Here is a 20,912-nt window from a genome sequence, read left to right as displayed (position 1 = left end):
ATGCCCGATGAGCGCGTGATCGATACGCTGCAACCGCGGCCACGGCTGTGGCTGGGCAGCGTCGAGTTCAGCGCCTTCGAACCGCGCAACGGCAAGATGCAGCGCTACGTGCAGCACCGCGCAGCGCTGGCCTACGGCTATGCGGGGGAATACGTCAGCGGGCCACGGCCCACCAGCGTGGCGCGCCAATGGCAAAACCAGAGCGCACGGATCGAGCGTCAGCCGGCCGCCGAGCGTGCCTTGCGCGAACAGTTGCAGGGCATCGGTTTCAAGCTGGCCACCCGGCAAAGCAAGGCACTGCCCGAAAGCGCCGGGGAAATCTTCGAGCTGCCCAGCGACGCGGCCTGGCTGCGCTTCATTCTCAACGAACTGCCTGGGTTGCGTGAGCAGGGCTGGGAGATCGAATACGCCGAGGAGTTTGCCTTCGACCTGACGCCGGTCGAGCGCTGGTACGCCACCATCGAGGAAGCGCCTGGGCGGGACTGGTTCGACCTGGAACTGGGCATCGTCGTCGACGGTGAGCCGCTGAGCCTGCTGCCGATCCTGCTCAACCTGCTGCGCAGCCACCCGGAATTGCTCAACCCGACCCACCTGGCGCGACGTCGCGACGACGAGCAGATTCTGGTGCCCATACACACCGTGCATGCCGGGGTTCAGCGAACCTTGCAAGTGGCCATGCCTTACGGCCGTTTGAAGCCGGTGCTGGCGACGCTCGGGGATTTCTACCTGCGCGAACCGGGCGACACTTCGATACGCCTGGCCACTGCCGATGCCACGCGGCTGGAAGGGCTGCAGGCGTTGCCGCTGGACTGGCAGGGTGGCGAGCGCGTACGGAATTTTGCCGACCGCCTGCGTGACATCCGCCACTGTCCAGTGGCCGCCCCCGAGGGATTGCGTGCCACCCTGCGCCCTTACCAGCTGGACGGTGTGAGCTGGATGCAGGCCCTGCGGCAACTAGAGGTGGGCGGCATCCTCGCCGACGACATGGGCCTGGGCAAGACCCTGCAAACCCTTGCCCACCTGCTGATCGAAAAACAGGCCGGGCGCCTGGATCGGCCGGCCATGGTGGTGATGCCCACCAGCCTGGTGCCCAACTGGCAGGACGAAGCCGCACGCTTTGCGCCAGCGCTCAAGGTGCTGGCCCTGCACGGCGCCACGCGCAAGAAGCACTTCGCGCACCTGGCCGAGTACGACGTGCTGCTGACCACCTATGCCCTGCTGCCCAAGGATCTTGAAATACTTGAACAGGTGCCGCTGCACGTCTTGGTGCTGGACGAGGCTCAGTACATCAAGACCCCTGGCAGCAAGGCCGCGCAGGCGGCACGCCAGTTGAACGCAAGGCAACGCCTGTGCCTGAGCGGTACGCCGCTGGAAAACCACCTGGGCGAGCTCTGGTCGCTGTTCCACTTCCTCATGCCCGGCTGGCTGGGCGACAGCAAGCAGTTCAGCCGCGATTACCGCCTGCCGATCGAGAAACAGGGCGACCAGGCACGATTGCAGCACCTGAACGCGCGCATCAAGCCGTTCCTGCTGCGCCGCACCAAGGAGCAGGTCGCCACCGAGCTGCCGGCCAAGAGCGAAATCGTCCACTGGGTCGAACTCAACGAGGCGCAGCGAGACGTGTACGAAACCGTGCGCCTGGCCATGGACAAGAAGGTCCGCGCCGAGATCGACCGCAAGGGCGTGGCGCGCAGTCAGATCATCATTCTCGAAGCGCTGCTCAAGCTGCGTCAGGTGTGCTGTGACCTGCGCCTGGTCAACAGCGTTGCAGCACCGCCACCGGGCCACAGTTCGGGCAAGCTGGCCAGCCTGCTGCGATTGCTCGACGAACTGCTGGGCAGCGGTCGGCGCATCCTGCTGTTCTCCCAGTTCACCTCCATGCTGGGCCTGATCGAACAGGAGCTGCAGCAGCGAGGCATCCCCTACGCATTGCTCACCGGTACCACGCGCGATCGCCGGGCACCGGTCAGGGACTTTCAGGACGGCAGGCTGCAGATCTTCCTGATCAGCCTCAAGGCCGGCGGCGTGGGCTTGAACCTGACCGCAGCGGACACGGTGATCCACTACGACCCTTGGTGGAACCCGGCCGCGGAAAACCAGGCCACCGACCGCGCCTACCGCATCGGCCAGGAAAAACCGGTGTTCGTCTACAAGCTGATCACCCGCGGCACCGTGGAAGAAAAGATCCAGCACCTGCAGCAGGAAAAGTCAGCCTTGGCGGCCGGCATTCTCGATGCAAGGGAAACCGGCGACTGGCGCCTGCAGGACAACGATATCGACGCCCTGCTCGCGCCGCTGCCGAGCCCGCCAGCCAAGCGCCGTTAGACGCAGCGCAGCCTCAGTCGACGAAGTCGACGACCGTTGCGCGCTCCCCGAGCAGAAACCCGTCGGCCACAAGGCGCAGCGGCTGCAGATCGGTATCGCTGCGGCCGGCTTCGATGAGCTGCGCGAAATGCCGGTAGAGCAAGGGGTACTCGCCTGTCGTCTCGAGCGTTTGCGGTACATCGTCGATCAGCAGCTGTGCGCCGCCGTGGGTCAGGCGCAGGCAGCCTTCGGCGCAACGCACCTCGATCTGCCAGAGCTCGTCGTGGCCATGGTCCCAATCGAACGCAGCACTGACTGCCAAACCCTGTGCATCGCTCATGCTCAGGTCAGCCGCGATCGGCGCCTGGCGATTGCCGGGAAAGCGCAGGCTGGCCTGGGTGACGAACAGCGCTTCGGGCAGCACGTGGCTGATGATCGACAGGGCGTTGATGCCCGGATCGAACACGCCCAGACCGCCGGCCTGCCAGATCCACTGCTGGCCCGGGTGCCACTTGCGCACGTCTTCCTTCCACTGGACCGTGACCGACTGCAGGCGTTTGCCCGCCAGCCAGGCGCGCGCAGGCTCGACACCGGCAGCGAAACGTGAATGCCAGGCGAACAGGCAGGTCACGCCCTGCTCGGCGGCCAGTTCGACCAAGGCCATGGCCTCGCCGAGGCTGGCACAGGGTGGTTTTTCCACCAGCACGTGCTTGCCGGCCAGCAGCGCTTCGCGGACCTGCGCATAGCGACCCTGGGGCGGTGTGCAGAAGGCCAGCGCCTGGATATCCGCTGCCTGTTCGAGCAACTCGTGCAGGCTGGCGAAATGCGCGACGCCGGGGCATGGCTCGCCGAGGGTAGCCACGGCGACCAGGTCGAAGGCCGGGTCGTTGCGCAAGGCGGGGACATGCTGATCCTGGGCAATCTTGCCGTAGCCGACCACGCCGAGACGAATGGGGGACATCGTGAACTCCTTTTTTATTGTTGGGCCTGCGCGTTATAGCAGCTACGCAGCCGTCGGCATACGCGGCGATGCACGCGGCAGGCGCGGCGTCGGGACCAGGATTTGCATGCAGCCATGCCGTCCCTCATCGAAGTTGCGAGCCCGCCATGCCTGATCGCGCCCTGCCTGATCGTCCTATGCCCCCTGCCCTGCGCTTCATGCTGGCCGCCCGCCGCAGCGAGCTCGAAGGCCTGCGCGGACTGGCCGACACCTGTGAACTGGTGACATTGATAAGCCGCCTGGTGCACGCGTTGCAGCGCGAACGTGGCTACACCAACCTTTACTTGGGCAGCCAGGCCGAAACCTATCGTGGCCAGCTCGACCTGCACGCCGACCAGGCGCAGGCCTTGGCCCAGGACGTACTGCCGCGGCTGCAGGCCATGGACCTCAACGCGGCCAGCGCTGCCGACCGTGCCCGGCTGTTCAACCGTGTCGCCTATGTCCTGCACGGCTTCGACGAGTTGCCCGGCCTGCGTCGGCGCATCCGCGAACGTCTACTGGCGCCCAGCGTGGCCACCTCGGCGCTGACCCGCCTGGTGGGTGGGCTGATGGCGGTCGTCTTCGAAGCGGCCGACACCGCCATCGATCCCAGCATCACCCGAGTGCTGGTAGCGCTGTTCAATTTCATGCAGGGCAAGGAACTGGCGGGCCAGGAGCGGGCCACCGGTGTGGTGGGCTTTTCAGCGGGTTTCTTCGACGCCAGCGTGCAGGAGCGCATCCTGCACCTGACGCAAAGCCAGGAGCGCTGCTTCCAGACCTTTGGCGAGTTCGCCGACCCGGTGGCCGGTCAGCGTTGGGCCGAGCTGCAGCGCAGCGAACTCACCACACAGTTGTTGCGCCTGCGCGAGGTCGGCATGCGCACCTCGGCGCAGCATCCGGTGGACCCTGGCCTGTCGCAATTATGGTTCGATCTGCACAGCCAGCGCATCGACCAGATGCACGAAGTGGAGAAGCACCTGGCCGAGCAACTTCTGGCCAGTTGTCAGAGCAGCATCAAGCTGGCCCATGCCGACCTGGACAACCATCGTGTGCTGCTGCAACGCCTGGCCAGCCTGGAGACCATGGGCTGTGGCGACGCCCGGCTGTTCAGCGTGCATGCCAGCGATCTCGACAGCCCCGCGCCCGACGGCCACGGACCGCAGATGGGCCGCTCGCTGCTGGATCTGCTGCAAGCCCAGACCCATCGCTTGCAAGACGCCAACCTGCAACTGGACGAGGCGCGCCAGGCGCTCAACGAGCGCAAGCTGGTGGAACGCGCCAAGCAGCTGCTGATGAGTGAATACGCCTTGAGCGAAAACGAGGCCTACACCCGCTTGCGGCAATCGGCGATGTCGCGAGGGCTGCGCATGGTCGACATGGCCCAGAACGTTCTGGCCGTGGCCGGCAAGGGTTGAAGCGGACACTGCGCCCTATTTGCGCACCCCGCACGTGGCATGCTCCGCATCCGTGCACGCCGGTGCTGCGCGGCACCTGCCCATCCACGTGCTACGCGGCTCATGCGGCCTTGGCACGCAATCTGCTTTGAGACACACAGGATCGCAGCCAACTGCGGTCGACTATTCGAATCCTGGACAACGGTGTCCACGCGTTCCCGGCAGCACTGCCCGGACCGCGTGAACGCCGTTTTTTTTTGCTTTTTTTTTGGCCGCCACCAGCAGGGGAATCAGCGATGGACGACACGCCTTTCAAGGGACACCCGCACGACGCCAAGCGTCGGCACTTTCTCAAGCAATCCTTGACCGTCGCCGGCGCCGGTGCTGCCCTGGGCCTGCTGCCGCCCGGCCTGGCCTCGGCGGTCTGGGCAGCAGGCACCGACGGTCTGGAAACCACCACGGCCAAGCTGGGCTTCATCGCACTGACCGATGCCGCGCCGCTGTTCGTCGCCGACGAAAAGGGCTTTTTCGCCAAGCACGGCATGACTGGCGTGGAAGTGCTCAAGCAGTCTTCCTGGGGCACGACGCGAGACAACCTGGTGCTGGGCTCGGCTGCCAACGGCATCGATGGCGCGCACATTCTCACGCCCATGCCCTACCTGATCGCTGCCGGCAAAGTCACCCCGAACAACCAACCGGTGCCCATGTACATCGTGGCCCGGCTGAACCTGGCCGGGCAATGCATCTCCGTGGGCAACGAACACGCCGACCTGAAACTGGGCCTGGACTCTGCGCCCTTCAAGGCGGCGCTGGCAGCCAAGCGTGCCGGCGGCAAGACCGTCAATGCCGCGATGACCTTCCCCGGCGGCACCCACGACCTGTGGTTGCGCTACTGGCTGGCTGCAGGCGGCATCGACCCGAACAAGGACCTGTCCACCATCGTCGTGCCGCCACCGCAGATGGTGGCCAACATGAAGGTCGGCAGTATGGACAGCTTCTGCGTCTGCGAGCCATGGAACGCCCAGCTCATCAACCAGAAGATCGGCTACACCGCCAATACCACCGGCGAGATCTGGGACAAGCACCCCGAGAAAGCCCTGGCCCTGCGCGCCGACTACGTCGACAAGCACCCCAACGCAACCAAGGCGCTGCTCAAGGCGGTGATGGAAGCGCAGATGTTCTGCGAGCAGCCGCAGAACAAGGAAGAAGTGGCTGAAATCTGCGCCAAGCGGCGCTGGATCAACGCGCCGGTGGCGGACATCATCGAGCGCATGAAAGGCAACTTCGACTACGGCACCGGCAAGGTGGTCAAGGACAGCCCGCACATCATGCGCTACTGGGACGACTTCGCCTCCTACCCGTTCAAGAGCCACGACCTGTGGTTCCTCACCGAGAACAAGCGTTGGGGTTATTTGCCCAAGGACTTCGACAGCCAGGCCTTGATCGCCAAGGTCAACCGCTCCGACCTCTGGCGCCAGGCCGCCACCGAACTGAACGTGCCGTCCGCTCAGATTCCCGATTCCGACTCGCGCGGTATCGAGACCTTCTTCGACGGCAAGACCTTCGATCCACAGAACCCGCAGGCCTATCTCGACAGCCTGTCCATCAAGGCCCTGGCCTGATGCTCCCCGCACTGACCGGAGGTCACCATGAATGCTGAAGTGAAGAAGCTGCACAGCGCCGCCCAGGCGGTCGCCAAGGCGCAGGTCAAGCCGCCGCGGATGGCCAGCCTGCTGAAGAACACCCGCCGCTTCGTGTTGCAACAGTGTTTGCCACCGGTGGTGATTGGCGCCCTGTTGTTGCTGGTCTGGCAACTGGTGTGCAGCGGCAAGGGCGCGGCGCTGCCGCCGCCGACCCAGGTCATCACCGACACCTGGGAGCTGATCGTCGACCCGTTCTACGACAACGGCGGCAACGACAAGGGCATGGCCTGGCAGTTGCTGGCCAGCCTGTCACGGGTCGCCTATGGCTACGCCCTGGCCGTGGTGGTGGGGATCAGCCTCGGTGTGCTGGTGGGGCAGTCGACCTGGGCCATGCGCGGCCTCGATCCGCTGTTCCAGATCCTGCGTACGGTGCCGCCGCTGGCCTGGCTGCCGCTGTCGCTGGCCGGCTTCAAGGACAGCTACCCTTCGGCGATCTTCGTGATCTTCATCACGGCCATCTGGCCCATCATCATCAACACCTCGGTGGGCGTACGCAACATTCCCGAGGACTACCGCAACGTGGCCAAGGTACTGCGGCTCAACGGCCTGGAATACTTCAGCAAGATCATGCTGCCGGCGGCCGCGCCCTACATCTTCTCCGGCCTGCGCATCGGTGTCGGCCTGTCGTGGCTGGCGATCATCGCTGCGGAAATGCTGATTGGCGGTGTCGGCATCGGGTTCTTCATCTGGGACGCCTGGAACGCCTCGCGCATCAGCGACATCATCCTCGCCCTGGCCTACGTAGGGGTGGTTGGCTTCTGCCTCGACCGTCTCGTGGCGATGGTCGGACGCTTGGTCACCCGTGGCACTTCGCAAAGCTGAGGAGGCAACATGAGCCATTACTTGAGTATCGAAAACGTCGACAAGCACTTCGAGCGCGACGGTGTCACCAGCCAGGTGCTGCGCGGGATCAACCTCAACGTCGCACGCGGCGAATACATTTCCATCATCGGCCACTCGGGCTGCGGCAAGTCGACAGTACTGAACATCGTCGCCGGGCTCATCGAGTCGAGCAACGGTGCGGTGATTCTCGACGGCAAGGAAGTGCGTCAGCCGGGGCCGGACCGCAGCCTGGTGTTCCAGAACCATTCGCTGCTGCCGTGGCTGACCGTTTACGAGAACGTGGCCCTGGGTGTGGACAAGGTCTTCAAGCACAGCAAGAGCAAGAGCGAGCGCCATGCCTGGACACTGCACAACCTGGAAATGGTCAACATGACCCACGCCCTGCACAAGCGCCCCAGCGAGATTTCCGGGGGCATGAAGCAGCGTGTCGGCATCGCTCGCGCGCTGGCGATGCAGCCCAAGGTGCTGTTGCTCGACGAGCCGTTCGGCGCGCTGGATGCGTTGACCCGCGCGCATTTGCAGGATGAGGTGATGCGAATCCAGAGCGAGCTGCACAACACGGTGATGATGATCACCCACGATGTCGACGAAGCGGTGCTGCTGTCGGATCGCATCGTGATGATGACCAATGGCCCAGCGGCGACCATCGGCGAAATCCTCACCATCGACCTGCCCCGCCCGCGCAGCCGCCTGGCCCTGGCCGACGACCCGCGCTACAACCAGTACCGCCTAGCGGTGCTCAGTTTCCTGTATGAGAAACAGGGAAAAGTCGTCGAAGCCGTCGCCTGAACCACCGCATCCAGTTTCACCGCTTTCCCCTGATCCATCGCACCAACCGCCGACGCCAGCGCCGCGTTCCCAGTAGCAGCGGCGCAAGCCGCGTCCGGCCTCACCGCGTGACATCAGACACACCGCAGCCACCGCCGACGCGGCTCGCGCCGCTGCTACAGGAACGGCGCAAGCCGCGTCCGGCTTCACCGCGTGGCATCAGACACACCGCAGCCACCGCCGACGCGGCTCGCGCCGCTGCTACAGGAACGGCGCAAGCCGCGTCCGGCTTCACCGCGTTATTCCTGACCCCCGCATCCACCGCCGACGCGGCTTGCGCCGCTGCTACGGCAACGAACGCCGTGGCGCGGGGCCGGTCTACTGGATGCCGACCCGCGTTCGCAGTCCGTGCAAATTTGCAGGCAAGACCTGCATTAATCTGTATTGAAAGCTGCAAACTTGCCTGTCACGATCGCCTGGTCCGCTCATTTATCTCAGGAAATCAATAACAAGCAGGGATTCAGCGATGACAGCTCAGGTTTTTTCCTCTCCCCAGCGTTCTCCCCTGGAGCTCGACGACCACGTGCTCGGCGAAGTCCGCAACCACATTGGCCATTTGACCCTCAACCGCCCGGCCGGCCTGAATGCGCTTACCCTGGACATGGTCCGCGCCTTGCGCGGCTACCTGGATGCCTGGGCCGTGGACCCGCAGATCCATGCCGTGGTCCTGCGCGGCGCTGGCGACCGCGGCTTCTGCGCAGGCGGTGACATCCGCAACCTCTACCTGAGCTACCGCAACCGGGAATCCCTGCACGAGGCGTTCTTCGACGAAGAATACGCCCTGGATCAATGCCTGCATCAATACCGCAAGCCCGTGATGGCCCTGCTTGATGGCTACACCCTGGGCGGCGGCATGGGTTTGGCCCAGGCAGCCGAGCTGCGCGTGGTCACCGAGCGCAGCAAACTGGGCATGCCGGAAGTGGCCATTGGCTATTTTCCCGATGTCGGCGCCAGCTATTTCCTCAGCCGCATCCCCGGTGAAATCGGTACTTACCTGGGCGTCACCGGCGTACAGATCGAAGCAGCCGATGCGCTCTACTGCGGCCTGGCGGACTGGTACCTGGAGAGCGAGCGGCTGGCCCAGCTCGACGAGCGCTTGGACAAACTGCAGTGGAGCGACAATGCCCTCAAGGACCTGCAAGGTGTACTCGCCCGCCTCGGCGTCCAGACCCTCCCCGACGCCCCGCTGCACCGGCTGCGGCCGGCCATTGACCATTTCTTCGGTCAAGCCGACCTGACCAGTCTGGTCGAACAGCTGGAAAACGTGAGCGTCGCCGACAGCCAGGCGTGGGCGCAGAACACCGCGCGGCTGATGCGCACCCGTTCCCCGCTGGCCATGGCCGTCACCCTCGAACTGCTGCGCCGCGGTCGCCACTGCAGCCTGGAGCAATGCTTCGCCCTGGAGCTGCACCTGAACCGTCAGTGGTTCGAGCACGGCGACCTGATCGAAGGCGTACGTGCTTTACTGATCGACAAAGACAAGAACCCGCGTTGGAACCCACCGACGCTAGACCGGCTTGCACGCGCCCGCGTCGAGCCCTTCTTTCAAGGCCTCTGAGGCCGGAGTCTGCCATGCAAGACCTGGAACTGAGCGAAGAACAGATCATGATCCGCGACATGGCGCGCGACTTCGCCCGCGCCGAAGTGGCGCCCCACGCCCGTGCCTGGGAACAGGCGGGCTGGATCGATGACGCGCTGGTGGCACAGATGGGCGCCCTCGGGCTGCTAGGCATGGTCGTGCCCGAACAGTGGGGCGGCAGCTACACCGATTACGTCGCGTATGCGCTGGCGGTGGAAGAGATATCCGCAGCCGACGGTGCCCTGGGTGCGTTGATGAGCGTACACAACTCAGTGGGCTGCGGCCCCCTGCTCAACTACGGCAGCCCGGCCCAGCAGGACACCTGGCTGGCAGCCCTGGCCAGCGGCGAGGTCATCGGCTGCTTCTGCCTGACCGAACCCCAGGCTGGCTCCGAGGCGAACAACCTGCGCACCCGCGCCGTGCTCGACGGCGAGCACTGGGTCATCGATGGCGCCAAGCAATTCGTCACCAATGGTCGCCGAGCCAAGCTGGCCATCGTCTTCGCCGTCACCGACCCGGAGCTGGGCAAGAAGGGCCTGTCGGCTTTTCTGGTTCCCACCGACACCCCAGGGTTCACCGTCGACCGCAGCGAGCACAAGCTCGGCATCCGCGCCTCCGACACCTGCGCCATCACCTTGAGCCAGTGCCGCGTACCCGCAGCCAACCTCCTGGGTGAACGCGGCAAGGGCCTGAACATCGCCCTGTCCAACCTCGAAGGCGGCCGTATCGGCATCGCCGCGCAGGCATTGGGCATCGCCCGCGCCGCGTTCGAGGCCGCGCTGGGCTACGCCCGCGAGCGGGTGCAGTTCGGCAAGCCGATCATCGAACACCAAAGCGTGGCCAACCTGTTGGCCGACATGCAGGTGCAGGTCAATGCCGCACGCTTGCTGGTGCTGCACGCTGCGCGCCTGCGCAGCGCGGGCCTGCCGTGCCTGTCCGAAGCCTCCCAGGCGAAGCTCTTCGCGTCGGAAATGGCCGAACGGGTGTGCTCCAGCGCCGTGCAGGTTCACGGTGGCTACGGCTACCTGGAAGACTATCCGGTGGAAAAGTACTACCGCGACGCGCGCATCACGCAGATCTACGAAGGCTCCAGCGAAATCCAGCGCATGCTGATCGCCCGCGAGCTGCGTCATTACCTGCTGTAACCCACGCGCTGTGATGACTCACATTGCCGCAAGAGGGCTGGCCAGGCACCAGCCCCCTTGCAGGCGGGCTAATTACCCTTGAACTGCGGCTGGCGCTTGGCAATGAATGCCGCCATCCCCTCTTTCTGATCCTCGCTGGCAAACGCCGCGTGGAACACCCGCCGCTCGAAACGAACCCCTTCGGACAAGCTCACTTCGAACGCGCGGTTGACGCTTTCCTTGACCATCATCGCGATCGGCAGCGACTTGGCGGCGATCTGTTGGGCGACCTCCAGGGCTTCGTCAAGCAACCGGTCGGCGGCGACGATGCGGGCCACCAGCCCTGCCCGTTCCGCTTCCTCGGCGCCCATCAGGCGACCGGTCAGGCACAGCTCCATGGCCTTGGCCTTGCCCACCGCATGGGTCAGGCGCTGCGTCCCACCCATGCCCGGCAGTACGCCCAACTTGATTTCCGGCTGGCCGAACTTGGCGTTGTCGGCGGCCAGGATGAAATCGCACATCAGCGCCAACTCACAGCCTCCACCCAAGGCGAAGCCGGCCACGGCGGCGATCATCGGCTTGCGCCGGTTGGCCACGCGGTCACTCTCGTGGAACAGGTCGTCCAAGTAGATCTGCGGGTAACGCAGTTCAGCCATTTCCTTGATGTCGGCGCCAGCGGCAAACGCCTTGGCGGAACCGGTCAGAACGATGCAGCCAATCTCGCGATCGCCTTCCAGGCTATCCAGGGCCTGGTTCAACTCGTCGATCAGCTGGGCGTTGAGCGCATTCAGCGCCTGGGGACGGTTGAGGGTGATCAGGCCCACGCGACCGCGGGTTTCCAACAGGATGGTTTCAAAAGCCATGTAGATCTCCAGGTAGAGGCACTTTCTGCCTCGATGATTATTGTTGTATCGACCCACGGGCGGCGCATTGCCCGTGGTCGCGCTTGGGGCTTGTAGCATTCTGAAACCTGATGTCGGACATTTATCGCCGCAGCCCGGCACCACCGGGGCCTGTCGACCTCCAATGGGTGCTACGGTGAACGCCGGCAGCACGCAGCGACCGTGCGTCTACCCTTGTCTACAGCCGACTCCAGGAGGTCCCCATGCTTCGCCTGTCCATGCTGGCACTTGCCAGCGTCTTCGCCCAGCCACTGCTGGCCGCCGACTCGACGCCTGCCTATGGCCCCGAACTGCAAGGCTTCGACTATCCATACACCCTGCAACATTACGCCTTCGAGTCTCAGGGCAAAAGCCTGCAGATGGGTTATATGGACGTCGCCGCCAACGGCAAGGCCAACGGCCGCACCGTGGTGCTGATGCATGGCAAGAATTTCTGCGGCGCCACCTGGGAAAGCTCGATCAAGGCGCTCAGCGATGCCGGCTACCGCGTGGTCGCTCCCGACCAGATCGGCTTCTGCACCTCCAGCAAGCCCGAACACTATCAATACAGCTTCCAACAGTTGGCCAACAACACCCACGACCTGCTGACCCGCATCGGGGTCAAGGAAGCAGTGATCATGGGCCACTCCACCGGCGGCATGCTCGCCACACGCTATGCGTTGATGTTCCCCGAAGACACCGAGCGCCTGGCCATGGTCAACCCCATCGGCCTGGAAGACTGGAAAGCCATGGGCGTGCCCTATCGCAGTGTCGACCAATGGTTCGAACGCGAGTCCAAGGTCACCGCCGACGGCATCCGCAACTACGAGCGCACCACCTACTACGGCGGTCGCTGGAAGCCCGAGTATGACCGCTGGGTAGACATGCTCGCCGGCCTCAACAAGGGCCCGGGGCATACCTTGGTGGCATGGAACTCGGCGCTGATTTACGACATGATTTTCACCCAGCCGGTGGTGCACGAATTCAAAAACCTTGAAGTACCGACCCTGCTGCTGATCGGCGATGCCGATACCACGGCCATCGGCAGTGACATCGCCCCGCCCGAAGTCAAGGCCAAGCTGGGCAAGTATGCCGTGCTGGGCAAGCAGGCCAGCCAGATGATCCCCCACAGCACCCTGGTGGAGTTCGCAGGCCTGGGCCACGCGCCGCAGATGGAAGAACCGGCGCGATTCCACAAGGCCCTGCTCGACTGGCTGGACGCTCCCCAGAAACCACTTTGATACGAGGCAATGCCCATGCGAATAGCCGTCATCGACGATTGGCAATCGGTGGCTGAAGGCGCGGTCGACTGGACCGCGCTCGAAGCCGTAGGCCAGCTCGACTTCATCCACGAGTATCCCGCCGACGGCACGGCATTGGCCGAGCGCCTGGCGCCCTATGCTGTCATCTGCGTGATGCGTGAACGCACCCTCTTCGACGCCACCTTGCTCGAGCAACTGCCACAGCTGAAACTGCTGGTCACCGGCGGCATGCGCAATGCCGCCATCGACCTGCAGGCAGCCGCCCGCCTGGGCATCCAGGTTGCCGGCACCGACAGCTACAAGCATGCGGCCCCGGAGCTGACTTGGGCCCTGGTGATGGCCTTGACCCGTGACCTGCTGGGCGAGGCCAATTCGCTGCGCAGCGGTGGCTGGCAAATCGGCCTAGGTGGCGACCTGCATGGCAACACCCTGGGCCTGCTGGGCCTGGGCAGCATCGGCGAGAAGGTGGCACGCTTTGGCCAGGCGTTCGGCATGCGCGTGATCGCCTGGAGCCAAAACCTCACCCCCGAGCGGGCGGCTGAGGTAGGCGTCGAGTACGTGGACAAACAGCAGTTGTTCGAACAGGCCGACGTGCTCAGCGTGCATCTGGTGCTGAGCGAGCGCAGCCGGGGGCTGGTCGATGCGCAAGCCCTGGGCTGGATGAAGCCGGGTGCGCGGCTGGTGAACACCTCGCGCGGCCCGATCATCGACGAAGCAGCTTTGATTCAAGCCCTTGGCGAAGGCCGCCTGGCTGGCGCCGCGCTGGACGTGTTCGACGAAGAGCCGCTGCCGCAAGATCATCCGTTCCGCATGCTGCCCAACGTGCTGGCTACCCCGCACATCGGCTACGTCACCGGGAACAACTACCGGCTGTTCTTCACCCAGATGATCGAAGACATACTGGCCTGGCATGCCGGCCAGCCCCTGCGCCTGCTCACCCGCTGACGCACAGGATCAATCGATCAGCGCTGCGGCGCGCAACGCGGCGGTTGCCTGTTGCCAGCGCGGGTGCTGGCGATACTCGACATTCGCCTGGCTTTGGCCACGCATGGCCGCGATGCGCGGCGACGGCTGCACACCCATGCGCTGGGCTGCGCTCAGGGCCAGCTCCGCTGCAGCGCGGTCGTTGCACACCAGGCCCATGTCGCAGCCAGCGCTGAGCGCTGCTTCGATACGACTGGCCGCATCACCCACCACGTGGGCACCGGCCATCGACAGGTCGTCGCTGAAGATCACACCCTCGAAGCCCAACTCACCGCGCAGGATGTCTTGCAGCCATCGGCGTGAAAAGCCCGCCGGGTTGGCGTCGACCTGCGGGTAGATGACATGCGCCGGCATGACCGCTGCCAGCTTGTCGGCCAACCGCGCGAACGGCACCAGATCGCACGCACGGATCTGCTCCAGGCTGCGCTCGTCGGTGGGAATCGCCACGTGGGAGTCGGCTTCGGCCCAGCCATGGCCGGGAAAATGCTTGCCGCAGGCGGCCATTCCCGCGGCATTCATACCTTGGATGAACGCACCGGCGAGCGCCGTCGCCCGCTGCGGGTCGCCCTCGAACGCGCGGGTGCCAACTACCGCACTGTGCCCATGATCGAGGTCCAGTACCGGAGCAAAACTCAGGTCCAGCCCGACCGCCAACACTTCGGTGGCCATCAACCAGCCACACTGCTCGGCCAGTGCCATGGCATCGGCATGGCGCGCCAGGTCGCGCATGGCCGGCAGCCGTACGAAGCCCTGGCGCAGGCGCTGCACCCGACCGCCTTCCTGATCCACAGCGAGGATCAAGTCGGGCCGCACGGCACGGATGGCTGCCGTCAACTCCCGCACCTGGCGCGGGTGCTCGATGTTGCGCGCGAAGATGATCAGCCCGGCGACTTCGGGCTGGCGCAACAGATGTCGGTCCTCGGCGGTAAGCCAGGTACCGGCGACGTCGACCATCAAGGAGCCTTGCAGACGAGCGCTCATGGGGTTTCCTTGTAAAGAGGGATCTGGAAGACAGCCATGCCCGAATCAGGCCTTGGCAACGGCCGGGGTACTCTTGCTGCGCGGGCGCAACTGAGCCGCGGCCATGGCCGGGTCGGTCACTGCGCTCTGTGCGCGCATGCCCGCAGCCAGGAACGGCACCATCAGGCGCATGACCTGCTCGATCGAGGTATCGACACCGAAATCGGTCTCGGCGATGGCACGCAGCGCCTTGATCCCGGACATGCTGAACGCGGCGGCGCCGAGCATGAAATGCACGCGCCAGAACAGCTCGAGGGGTGGAATGCGCGGTGCTGCTTCGTTGACCAGCAGCATGTAGCGGCGGAACACCTTGCCGTACATGTCCTCCAGGTAACGACGCAAGTGACCCTGGCTCTGGCTGAATGCCAGGCCAAGCAGGCGCATGAAGATCGAGAGGTCGTTGCCGCTGCGCGGTTGCACCACGAGGGCCTGCTCGACGAGGATCTCCAGCAGTTCTTCAAGGCTTGCCTTGGGCGTGGCGCTGGCCTGGCGCCGCTCGAGTTCGCGGTCGAGACTGGCGCAGAACGGCCCGAGGAACCGCGAGAAGACCGCCTGGATAAGTGCCTTCTTCGAACCGAAATGGTAGTTCACCGCCGCCAGGTTGACCCCGGCCTTGCTGGTGATCAGGCGCAGCGACGTTTCCGCGAAGCCTTTTTCCGCAAAAAGCTGTTCCGCGGCATCGAGGATGCGTTCAACGGTTTCCGACTGGGCCATGGCTACTCCGCCTGACAAACACTTGTTTGAAACATACGTTTCAAAGCCTGTGACTGTCAAGTCCGGGCGGGCTATTTATGGCCATGCGGTCACGTATTAAAGCATACAAATTCATCGCCTTAGCGCAGCATGCGAACATCCCCGGAACCAGCCCCCTGAAAACGGTATTGCCAAGGGCTATCTACTGTATATAATCCCAGTCACTGTACAAAAAGACAGAGCCATCGACATGTTGAAATTGACGCCACGCCAAGCTGAAATTCTGGCCTTCATCAAGCGCTGCCTTGACGACAATGGCTTTCCACCTACACGTGCAGAAATCGCCCAGGAATTGGGCTTCAAGTCGCCCAATGCCGCCGAAGAACACCTCAAGGCCCTGGCGCGCAAAGGCGCGATCGAAATGACCCCGGGCGCTTCGCGTGGCATTCGTATTCCAGGCTCGGAGGCGCGCAACGACGACGCCAGTCTGCCGGTAGTGGGCCGGGTCGCCGCGGGTGCGCCGATCCTGGCGCAGGAGCACATCGAGGAGTCCTGCAAGATCAACCCGGGCTTCTTCCATCCGCGCGCCGACTACCTGCTGCGCGTGCAGGGCATGAGCATGCGCGACGTCGGCATTCTCGACGGCGATCTGCTCGCCGTGCACACCTGCCGTGAAGTGCGCAATGGGCAGATCGTAGTGGCACGGATCGGCGACGAGGTCACGGTCAAGCGTTTCCAGCGCGAGGGCAACAAGGTTTTTCTGGTTGCGGAAAACCCTGATTTCGCACCCATTGAAGTCGACCTCAAGGATCAGGATCTGGTCATCGAAGGTTTGAGCGTCGGCGTCATTCGTCGATAAGGAGGCATCATGCAGTTTCCCCTGACACCCCAACAGGCACAAATGTCGCTGTTCGAAGCTTTCATGGCCGCACCGGCCGTGCCGCGATTCAAGGAGGCCGTCGAGTCGCCCTGGACCCTTGCCGAGCCGGATGTATTCAGCGAGATGTCTCTGCGTGGTGCTGCGGGGAACTGCCTGAGCCTGCTGGCGCCGATGCTGCGCGAGCTCAGTGAAGAGCAGGACGCACGCTGGCTGACGTTGATTGCCCCGCCCGCGAGCCTGACCCAGGCCTGGTTGCGCGATGCAGGGCTCAACCGCGAACGGATCCTGCTGCTCCAGCCGCGTGGCACCCAGAGCGCGCAACGACTTACCTGCGAGGCGTTGCGCTTGGGCCGTAGCCACACGGTGGTGAGCTGGCTCAATCCGCTGCCTGCCGTGGCCAGGCAACAATTGATCTCGGCAGCACGCCAGGGCGGCGCGCAGAGCTTGAACATTCGACTGGGCTAGCCCCTGCCGTTATTGGGACCGTCCACCCCGGCAAGCGCTTGCCTTGCGGCAGGATCAGTGCAGGACGCGCGGGCCGTCTTCCTTGTCGAGCTCGCCTTCCACCAGCTTGCCAGCCATCTGCACGCCGACACTGAGCATGGCCTTGGCCACTTCCACGTGCTGGCCCTGCAAGAATGCCTTGGCATCTTCGGAAAAATTCAGCGTCACCAGCGAACCTTCGTCCTCGGCACGACGCAACTCGATGCGGCCGTCAGGCAGCTCGACAATCTCAAGAAAGGACGTAGGCATAAGGACATGTTCTCCACGAAAGGCGGGCATTGTAGCAGTGCCGGGGTAAATCAGCACTCACTGAGCCCCTCTCGGAACCGAACGGTCAAGCCCTTGAGCTGCTGACGCCAGCTCTCGAGCACCTCGCGACTCAATTCCGGCTCTTCCACTTCGTCCAGATTCACTGCCTGTATCAACGGCTGGGTCACGTCCCCCTTGGGCTTCTTTGGCGCACGGGGCGGCACGAACAGCGTGCTGTGCGCTGCAAGCAGCTGCGCCAGCCAGGTATGGGAGTGCTGGGCCAACTCCACCAGCTCGCCGAGCTCGGGAATGGACGCACCCTCCAGCGCCTGAGGTGACAACAGGGTTTCAGCGCGGGCGGTGCCGGCCTGCGGCAGACGATAGTAACCGGCAATCTCATGGCAAAGCCCCAGCAAGGCACCGTACAGGTGGAACAGCGCCGATTCGCGCTGCGCCTGCAACTGTGCCTGGGCATTGATCGCCTGGCCCAGCTCGGCCTTGCCCATCGCCTCCAGCGCCAGCCCGGCGAAATAGATTTTCTGGTTGGTACGGGTGTAGAGCTCATAGGCCATGGTGGCGGTCTCCGCAATGAACACTGATCGCCTACAGTGTCGAGAACCCGCCGGGGCAGCGCAAGCTACAAATGAAAAAGGCCGCACCGTCCTCATGGACGGCGCGGCCTACGTTGCAACGAGCGCCTCAGCGCTTGTCTTCGACCTTCCAGGTCTTGCCGTCGTAGAACGCCTTCCATCCGGTTGGCTTACCCTCGACTTCGCTCTGCACGTACTGCTCTTTGGTCTTGCGGCTGTAGCGGATCACGGTCGGACGGCCGTCCGGGTCCTTGATCGGCGCATCGAACAGGAAGCTGTACTTGGGATCGATTTCGTCCTTGTGCGGAATGATCTCCAATACCAGCGGCGCACGGGTCTCGCGATTCTTGGGGAACTGGCTGGCAGCCAGGAACAGACCCGAAGCGCCGTCGCGCAGCACGTAGGTGTCGTTGACCTTTTCGCACTTGAGCTCGGGCATTTTCACCGCGTCCATCTTCGGTGGTGCTGCCTCGCCGCTCTTGAGCAACTTGCGGGTGTTCTTGCATTCCGGGTTGGTGCAACCGAAGAACTTGCCGAAACGGCCCGTCTTGAGTTGCATCTCGCTGCCACACTTGTCGCATTCCAGGCTGGGGCCTTCATAGCCCTTGATGCGGTAGTTGCCCTCTTCGATCTCATAGCCTGGGCAGTCGGGGTTGTTGCCACAGATGTGCAGCTTGCGCTTCTCGTCGACCAGGTAGGCATCCATGGCAGTCGCACAGATCGGACAGCGATGCTTGCCGCGCAGGATCTGCGATTCGGACTCACCTTCATCGTCGGCTGCGATCTCATCGCCCGGAATGAGGTTGATGGTCGACTTGCAGCGCTCCTTGGGCGGCAACGCGTAGCCCGAACAGCCCAGGAACACCCCGGTGGAAGCGGTGCGGATCATCATCGGGCGGCCGCATTCGCGGCAGGCGATGTTGGTCAGGGTCGGCAGGTTGGCGCGCATGCCGCTGTCGGCAGCACCTGCTACATCGAGCTTGCCCTTGAAGTCGCCGTAGAACTCGTCGAGCACGTTCTTCCAGTCGCGCTCACCGTGAGCCACGTCATCGAGGTTCTCTTCCATGCCGGCGGTGAAGCCGTAGTCCATCAGGTTGGAGAAGCTCTCGGACAGCCGCTCGGTGACGATGTCGCCCATCTTTTCCGAATAGAAGCGACGGTTGTGCAGCGCCACGTAGCCGCGGTCCTGGATGGTGGAAATGATCGCCGCGTAGGTCGAAGGTCGACCGATGCCGCGTTTTTCCATCTCTTTCACCAGGCTGGCTTCGGAATAGCGGGCAGGCGGCTTGGTGAAGTGCTGGGTAGGGTCCAGGTGCAGCAACTTGAGCTGCTCACCCTGGCTCATGTCCGGCAGCACGTCGTCGTCGCCCGGCTTGCTCATCTGCGGCAGCACGCGAGTGTAACCATCGAACTTGAGAATGCGGCCCTTGGCGCGCAGCTCGAAATCGCTGGCAGCGACGGTGACGGTGGTCGACAGGTACTGGGCAGGCGGCATCTGGCAGGCCAGGAACTGGCGCCAGATCAACTCGTACAGGCGCTCGGCGTCGCGCTCCATGCCGGTGAGCTTGCTGGGGTGAGTGTTCACGTCCGAGGGGCGAATGGCCTCGTGGGCTTCCTGAGCGCCTTCCTTGCTGCCATACACCATTGGCGATTCGGGCAGGTACTGCTTGCCAAACTCGCTTTCGATGTAGGCCCGGGCCATCTGCACGGCGTCAACCGACAGGTTGGTGGAGTCGGTACGCATGTAAGTGATGTAGCCGGCCTCGTACAAGCGCTGCGCCATCATCATGGTCTTCTTCACGCCGTAGCCGAGGCGGTTGCTCGCCGCCTGCTGCAGGGTGGACGTGATGAAAGGGGCCGACGGCTTGCTGCTGGTCGGCTTGTCCTCGCGCTTGACGATGCTGTAGCTGGCGTCCTTGAGCTTGGCCAGCGCGGCCATGGCCTGCGCTTCGTTCAAGGGCTTGAAGGCCTCGCCGTTCTCGCGGGCCACTTCGAAGCGCACCTTGGCCGCCTTGGCCGATGCCAGGTCGGCATGCACTTCCCAGTACTCTTCGGGGTTGAACGCACGAATCTCGCGCTCACGCTCGACCACCAGCTTCACCGCGACAGACTGCACGCGCCCGGCAGACAAACCACGGGCGATCTTCTGCCACAGCAGCGGCGAGACCATGTAGCCGACGACGCGGTCGAGAAAACGGCGAGCCTGCTGCGCGTTGACGCGGTCGATGTCCAGCTCGCCAGGACGCGAGAAGGCCTCCTGGATGGCTTTCTTGGTGATCTCGTTGAACACCACGCGCTTGTAGCGGCTGTCGTCACCACCGATGGCTTCGCGCAGGTGCCAGGCAATGGCTTCCCCCTCGCGGTCCAAGTCCGTCGCCAGATAGATGGTGTCGGCATCCTTGGCCAGGCGGCGCAGTTCCTCGATGACCTTTTCCTTGCCGGGCAGGATCTCGTACTTGGCCTTCCAGCCTTGGTCCGGGTCCACGCCCATGCGTGCCACCAATTGCTTGCGGGCCTTTTCCTTGGGCGAGAGCGCCGGCGCGTCGCTAGCGGCAGCCTTGCCGCGCTTGGCGGCCGGCTCCTTGCTCGCGCTGGCCGAACCACTGGTGGGCAAGTCTCGGATATGGCCGATACTCGACTTCACCACGTACTGGTCGCCCAGGTACTTGTTGATGGTCTTGGCCTTAGCCGGGGATTCCACAATGACCAGCGATTTGCCCATGGATCGGAAAATTCCTGAATTCTTGAAATGAAAGGCATGCGGCGCCTTGCGAGGCCCCGCTATATATAGTGGTGAGAACGTGAGGTCAAGCGCCGGGGTTCAAGCGGTCGGCGCCTGCGGAACGGAAAACAGGCTGGGTTCGGCCTCGATCAAAGCAAAGCGCGGGACGCTCTCGCCGTCAACCTCGACCGACTCAAGGAACATGCTCAGCGGTCGAACCCAAAGGCCGAATTCGCCGTACAGCGCCTGGTAGAACACCACTTCCTGCTCGTCCTCGGAACTGCGCGCGACGCCGTAGACACGATACTCGGGGCCTTTGTAGTGACGATAGAGCCCAGGCTGTATATGCATGTTGCGCCTCGCTTGAAATACT

At 64.0% G+C, this 20,912-nt stretch carries 19 protein-coding genes; 11 read left to right on the top strand and 8 right to left on the bottom strand.

The features are described 5' to 3' along the window. Nucleotides 1-2,325, top strand: coding sequence for a DEAD/DEAH box helicase (locus LT40_RS07375; RefSeq protein WP_052393299.1), 2,325 nt, complete (start codon nt 1-3; stop codon nt 2,323-2,325). A gap of 13 nt (nt 2,326-2,338) precedes the next feature. On the opposite strand, the gene LT40_RS07370 is transcribed toward LT40_RS07375, so the two are convergent. After that, complete coding sequence (locus LT40_RS07370; protein ID WP_043188301.1) at nt 2,339-3,265, bottom strand: Gfo/Idh/MocA family protein; 927 nt, start codon at nt 3,263-3,265, stop codon at nt 2,339-2,341. 146 nt (nt 3,266-3,411) lie between these two features. Here LT40_RS07370 and LT40_RS07365 point away from each other — a divergent pair, with 146 nt between their 5' ends. The 6 genes from LT40_RS07365 to LT40_RS07340 all read left to right on the top strand — a co-directional run bounded on the left by LT40_RS07365 (nt 3,412) and on the right by LT40_RS07340 (nt 10,775). After that, nucleotides 3,412-4,698, top strand: a complete 1,287-nt coding sequence (locus LT40_RS07365; RefSeq protein WP_237749287.1) for a nitrate regulatory protein — start codon at nt 3,412-3,414, stop codon at nt 4,696-4,698. 275 nt (nt 4,699-4,973) lie between these two features. After that, nucleotides 4,974-6,299, top strand: a complete 1,326-nt coding sequence (locus tag LT40_RS07360; protein WP_043188297.1) for a CmpA/NrtA family ABC transporter substrate-binding protein — start codon at nt 4,974-4,976, stop codon at nt 6,297-6,299. Between the two features lie 27 nt (nt 6,300-6,326). Beyond that, nucleotides 6,327-7,202: a nitrate ABC transporter permease gene (ntrB, locus tag LT40_RS07355; RefSeq protein WP_043188294.1), complete on the top strand. Its 876-nt coding sequence runs from the start codon at nt 6,327-6,329 to the stop codon at nt 7,200-7,202. Between the two features lie 9 nt (nt 7,203-7,211). Beyond that, entirely contained in the window at nt 7,212-8,012 is an 801-nt protein-coding gene (locus LT40_RS07350) for an ABC transporter ATP-binding protein (protein ID WP_043188292.1), read from the top strand. Between the two features lie 505 nt (nt 8,013-8,517). Further along, on the top strand, nt 8,518-9,609 hold the full coding sequence (locus LT40_RS07345; protein WP_043188289.1) for an enoyl-CoA hydratase/isomerase family protein: 1,092 nt from the start codon (nt 8,518-8,520) through the stop codon (nt 9,607-9,609). A 14-nt stretch (nt 9,610-9,623) separates the two neighbouring features. Beyond that, nucleotides 9,624-10,775, top strand: coding sequence for an acyl-CoA dehydrogenase family protein (locus LT40_RS07340; RefSeq protein ID WP_043188286.1), 1,152 nt, complete (start codon nt 9,624-9,626; stop codon nt 10,773-10,775). Nucleotides 10,776-10,843: 68 nt separating this feature from the next. Here the strand turns inward: LT40_RS07340 and LT40_RS07335 are convergent, their stop codons facing one another. Next, on the bottom strand, nt 10,844-11,617 hold the full coding sequence (locus LT40_RS07335; protein ID WP_043188284.1) for an enoyl-CoA hydratase: 774 nt from the start codon (nt 11,615-11,617) through the stop codon (nt 10,844-10,846). A 242-nt stretch (nt 11,618-11,859) separates the two neighbouring features. Between LT40_RS07335 and LT40_RS07330 the strand changes: the two genes are divergently transcribed. Both LT40_RS07330 and LT40_RS07325 read left to right on the top strand, forming a co-directional pair. Continuing rightward, a complete protein-coding gene (locus LT40_RS07330) occupies nt 11,860-12,876 on the top strand; it encodes an alpha/beta fold hydrolase (protein WP_052393294.1) in 1,017 nt (338 codons plus the stop codon). Nucleotides 12,877-12,885: 9 nt separating this feature from the next. After that, a complete protein-coding gene (locus LT40_RS07325; protein ID WP_043188283.1) occupies nt 12,886-13,842 on the top strand; it encodes a D-2-hydroxyacid dehydrogenase family protein in 957 nt (318 codons plus the stop codon). A 9-nt stretch (nt 13,843-13,851) separates the two neighbouring features. Here the strand turns inward: LT40_RS07325 and nagZ are convergent, their stop codons facing one another. Together nagZ and LT40_RS07315 are read right to left on the bottom strand one after the other, a co-directional pair. Then, a complete protein-coding gene (gene nagZ, locus LT40_RS07320; protein ID WP_043188281.1) occupies nt 13,852-14,862 on the bottom strand; it encodes a beta-N-acetylhexosaminidase in 1,011 nt (336 codons plus the stop codon). Between the two features lie 45 nt (nt 14,863-14,907). Continuing rightward, entirely contained in the window at nt 14,908-15,615 is a 708-nt protein-coding gene (locus tag LT40_RS07315) for a TetR/AcrR family transcriptional regulator (protein WP_043188279.1), read from the bottom strand. 229 nt (nt 15,616-15,844) lie between these two features. On the opposite strand from LT40_RS07315, the gene lexA reads away from it, so the two are divergent. Both lexA and sulA read left to right on the top strand, forming a co-directional pair. Next, nucleotides 15,845-16,453, top strand: a complete 609-nt coding sequence (gene lexA, locus LT40_RS07310; RefSeq protein ID WP_043188277.1) for a transcriptional repressor LexA — start codon at nt 15,845-15,847, stop codon at nt 16,451-16,453. 9 nt (nt 16,454-16,462) lie between these two features. Then, nucleotides 16,463-16,939 carry an SOS-induced cell division inhibitor SulA gene (gene sulA / locus LT40_RS07305; RefSeq protein WP_043188275.1) on the top strand — a complete coding sequence of 159 codons (477 nt, stop codon included), beginning with the start codon at nt 16,463-16,465 and terminating at the stop codon, nt 16,937-16,939. A gap of 54 nt (nt 16,940-16,993) precedes the next feature. On the opposite strand, the gene LT40_RS07300 is transcribed toward sulA, so the two are convergent. From LT40_RS07300 to LT40_RS07285, 4 genes are all read right to left on the bottom strand, one after another. Further along, the gene (locus LT40_RS07300) at nt 16,994-17,227 is read right to left on the bottom strand and encodes a hypothetical protein (RefSeq protein WP_043188273.1); all 234 of its coding nucleotides are present in this window, start codon (nt 17,225-17,227) and stop codon (nt 16,994-16,996) included. Between the two features lie 50 nt (nt 17,228-17,277). Beyond that, nucleotides 17,278-17,799, bottom strand: coding sequence for a DUF6586 family protein (locus LT40_RS07295; protein ID WP_043193428.1), 522 nt, complete (start codon nt 17,797-17,799; stop codon nt 17,278-17,280). A 127-nt stretch (nt 17,800-17,926) separates the two neighbouring features. After that, nucleotides 17,927-20,539: a type I DNA topoisomerase gene (gene topA / locus LT40_RS07290; protein WP_043188271.1), complete on the bottom strand. Its 2,613-nt coding sequence runs from the start codon at nt 20,537-20,539 to the stop codon at nt 17,927-17,929. Nucleotides 20,540-20,638: 99 nt separating this feature from the next. Continuing rightward, nucleotides 20,639-20,890, bottom strand: coding sequence for a DUF1653 domain-containing protein (locus tag LT40_RS07285; protein ID WP_043188268.1), 252 nt, complete (start codon nt 20,888-20,890; stop codon nt 20,639-20,641). Nucleotides 20,891-20,912 lie beyond the last annotated feature (22 nt).

The organism is Pseudomonas rhizosphaerae, from assembly GCF_000761155.1.
Classification (GTDB): Bacteria; Pseudomonadota; Gammaproteobacteria; order Pseudomonadales; family Pseudomonadaceae; genus Aquipseudomonas; species Aquipseudomonas rhizosphaerae.
The sequence above is the reverse complement of the archived record's forward strand: the minus strand, read 5'-3'. Positions and strand labels throughout refer to the sequence as shown.

Coding starts and splice junctions, on each gene's coding strand:
- LT40_RS07295 (WP_043193428.1), bottom strand. CDS start 17,799: ATGGCCTATGAGCTCTACACCCGTACCAACCAGAAAATCTATTTCGCC.
- LT40_RS07285 (WP_043188268.1), bottom strand. CDS start 20,890: ATGCATATACAGCCTGGGCTCTATCGTCACTACAAAGGCCCCGAGTAT.
- sulA (WP_043188275.1), top strand. CDS start 16,463: ATGCAGTTTCCCCTGACACCCCAACAGGCACAAATGTCGCTGTTCGAA.
- lexA (WP_043188277.1), top strand. CDS start 15,845: ATGTTGAAATTGACGCCACGCCAAGCTGAAATTCTGGCCTTCATCAAG.
- LT40_RS07335 (WP_043188284.1), bottom strand. CDS start 11,617: ATGGCTTTTGAAACCATCCTGTTGGAAACCCGCGGTCGCGTGGGCCTG.
- nagZ (WP_043188281.1), bottom strand. CDS start 14,862: ATGAGCGCTCGTCTGCAAGGCTCCTTGATGGTCGACGTCGCCGGTACC.
- LT40_RS07315 (WP_043188279.1), bottom strand. CDS start 15,615: ATGGCCCAGTCGGAAACCGTTGAACGCATCCTCGATGCCGCGGAACAG.
- LT40_RS07330 (WP_052393294.1), top strand. CDS start 11,860: ATGCTTCGCCTGTCCATGCTGGCACTTGCCAGCGTCTTCGCCCAGCCA.
- LT40_RS07340 (WP_043188286.1), top strand. CDS start 9,624: ATGCAAGACCTGGAACTGAGCGAAGAACAGATCATGATCCGCGACATG.
- LT40_RS07365 (WP_237749287.1), top strand. CDS start 3,412: ATGCCTGATCGCGCCCTGCCTGATCGTCCTATGCCCCCTGCCCTGCGC.
- LT40_RS07375 (WP_052393299.1), top strand. CDS start 1: ATGCCCGATGAGCGCGTGATCGATACGCTGCAACCGCGGCCACGGCTG.
- LT40_RS07360 (WP_043188297.1), top strand. CDS start 4,974: ATGGACGACACGCCTTTCAAGGGACACCCGCACGACGCCAAGCGTCGG.
- topA (WP_043188271.1), bottom strand. CDS start 20,539: ATGGGCAAATCGCTGGTCATTGTGGAATCCCCGGCTAAGGCCAAGACC.
- ntrB (WP_043188294.1), top strand. CDS start 6,327: ATGAATGCTGAAGTGAAGAAGCTGCACAGCGCCGCCCAGGCGGTCGCC.
- LT40_RS07325 (WP_043188283.1), top strand. CDS start 12,886: ATGCCCATGCGAATAGCCGTCATCGACGATTGGCAATCGGTGGCTGAA.
- LT40_RS07300 (WP_043188273.1), bottom strand. CDS start 17,227: ATGCCTACGTCCTTTCTTGAGATTGTCGAGCTGCCTGACGGCCGCATC.
- LT40_RS07345 (WP_043188289.1), top strand. CDS start 8,518: ATGACAGCTCAGGTTTTTTCCTCTCCCCAGCGTTCTCCCCTGGAGCTC.
- LT40_RS07350 (WP_043188292.1), top strand. CDS start 7,212: ATGAGCCATTACTTGAGTATCGAAAACGTCGACAAGCACTTCGAGCGC.
- LT40_RS07370 (WP_043188301.1), bottom strand. CDS start 3,265: ATGTCCCCCATTCGTCTCGGCGTGGTCGGCTACGGCAAGATTGCCCAG.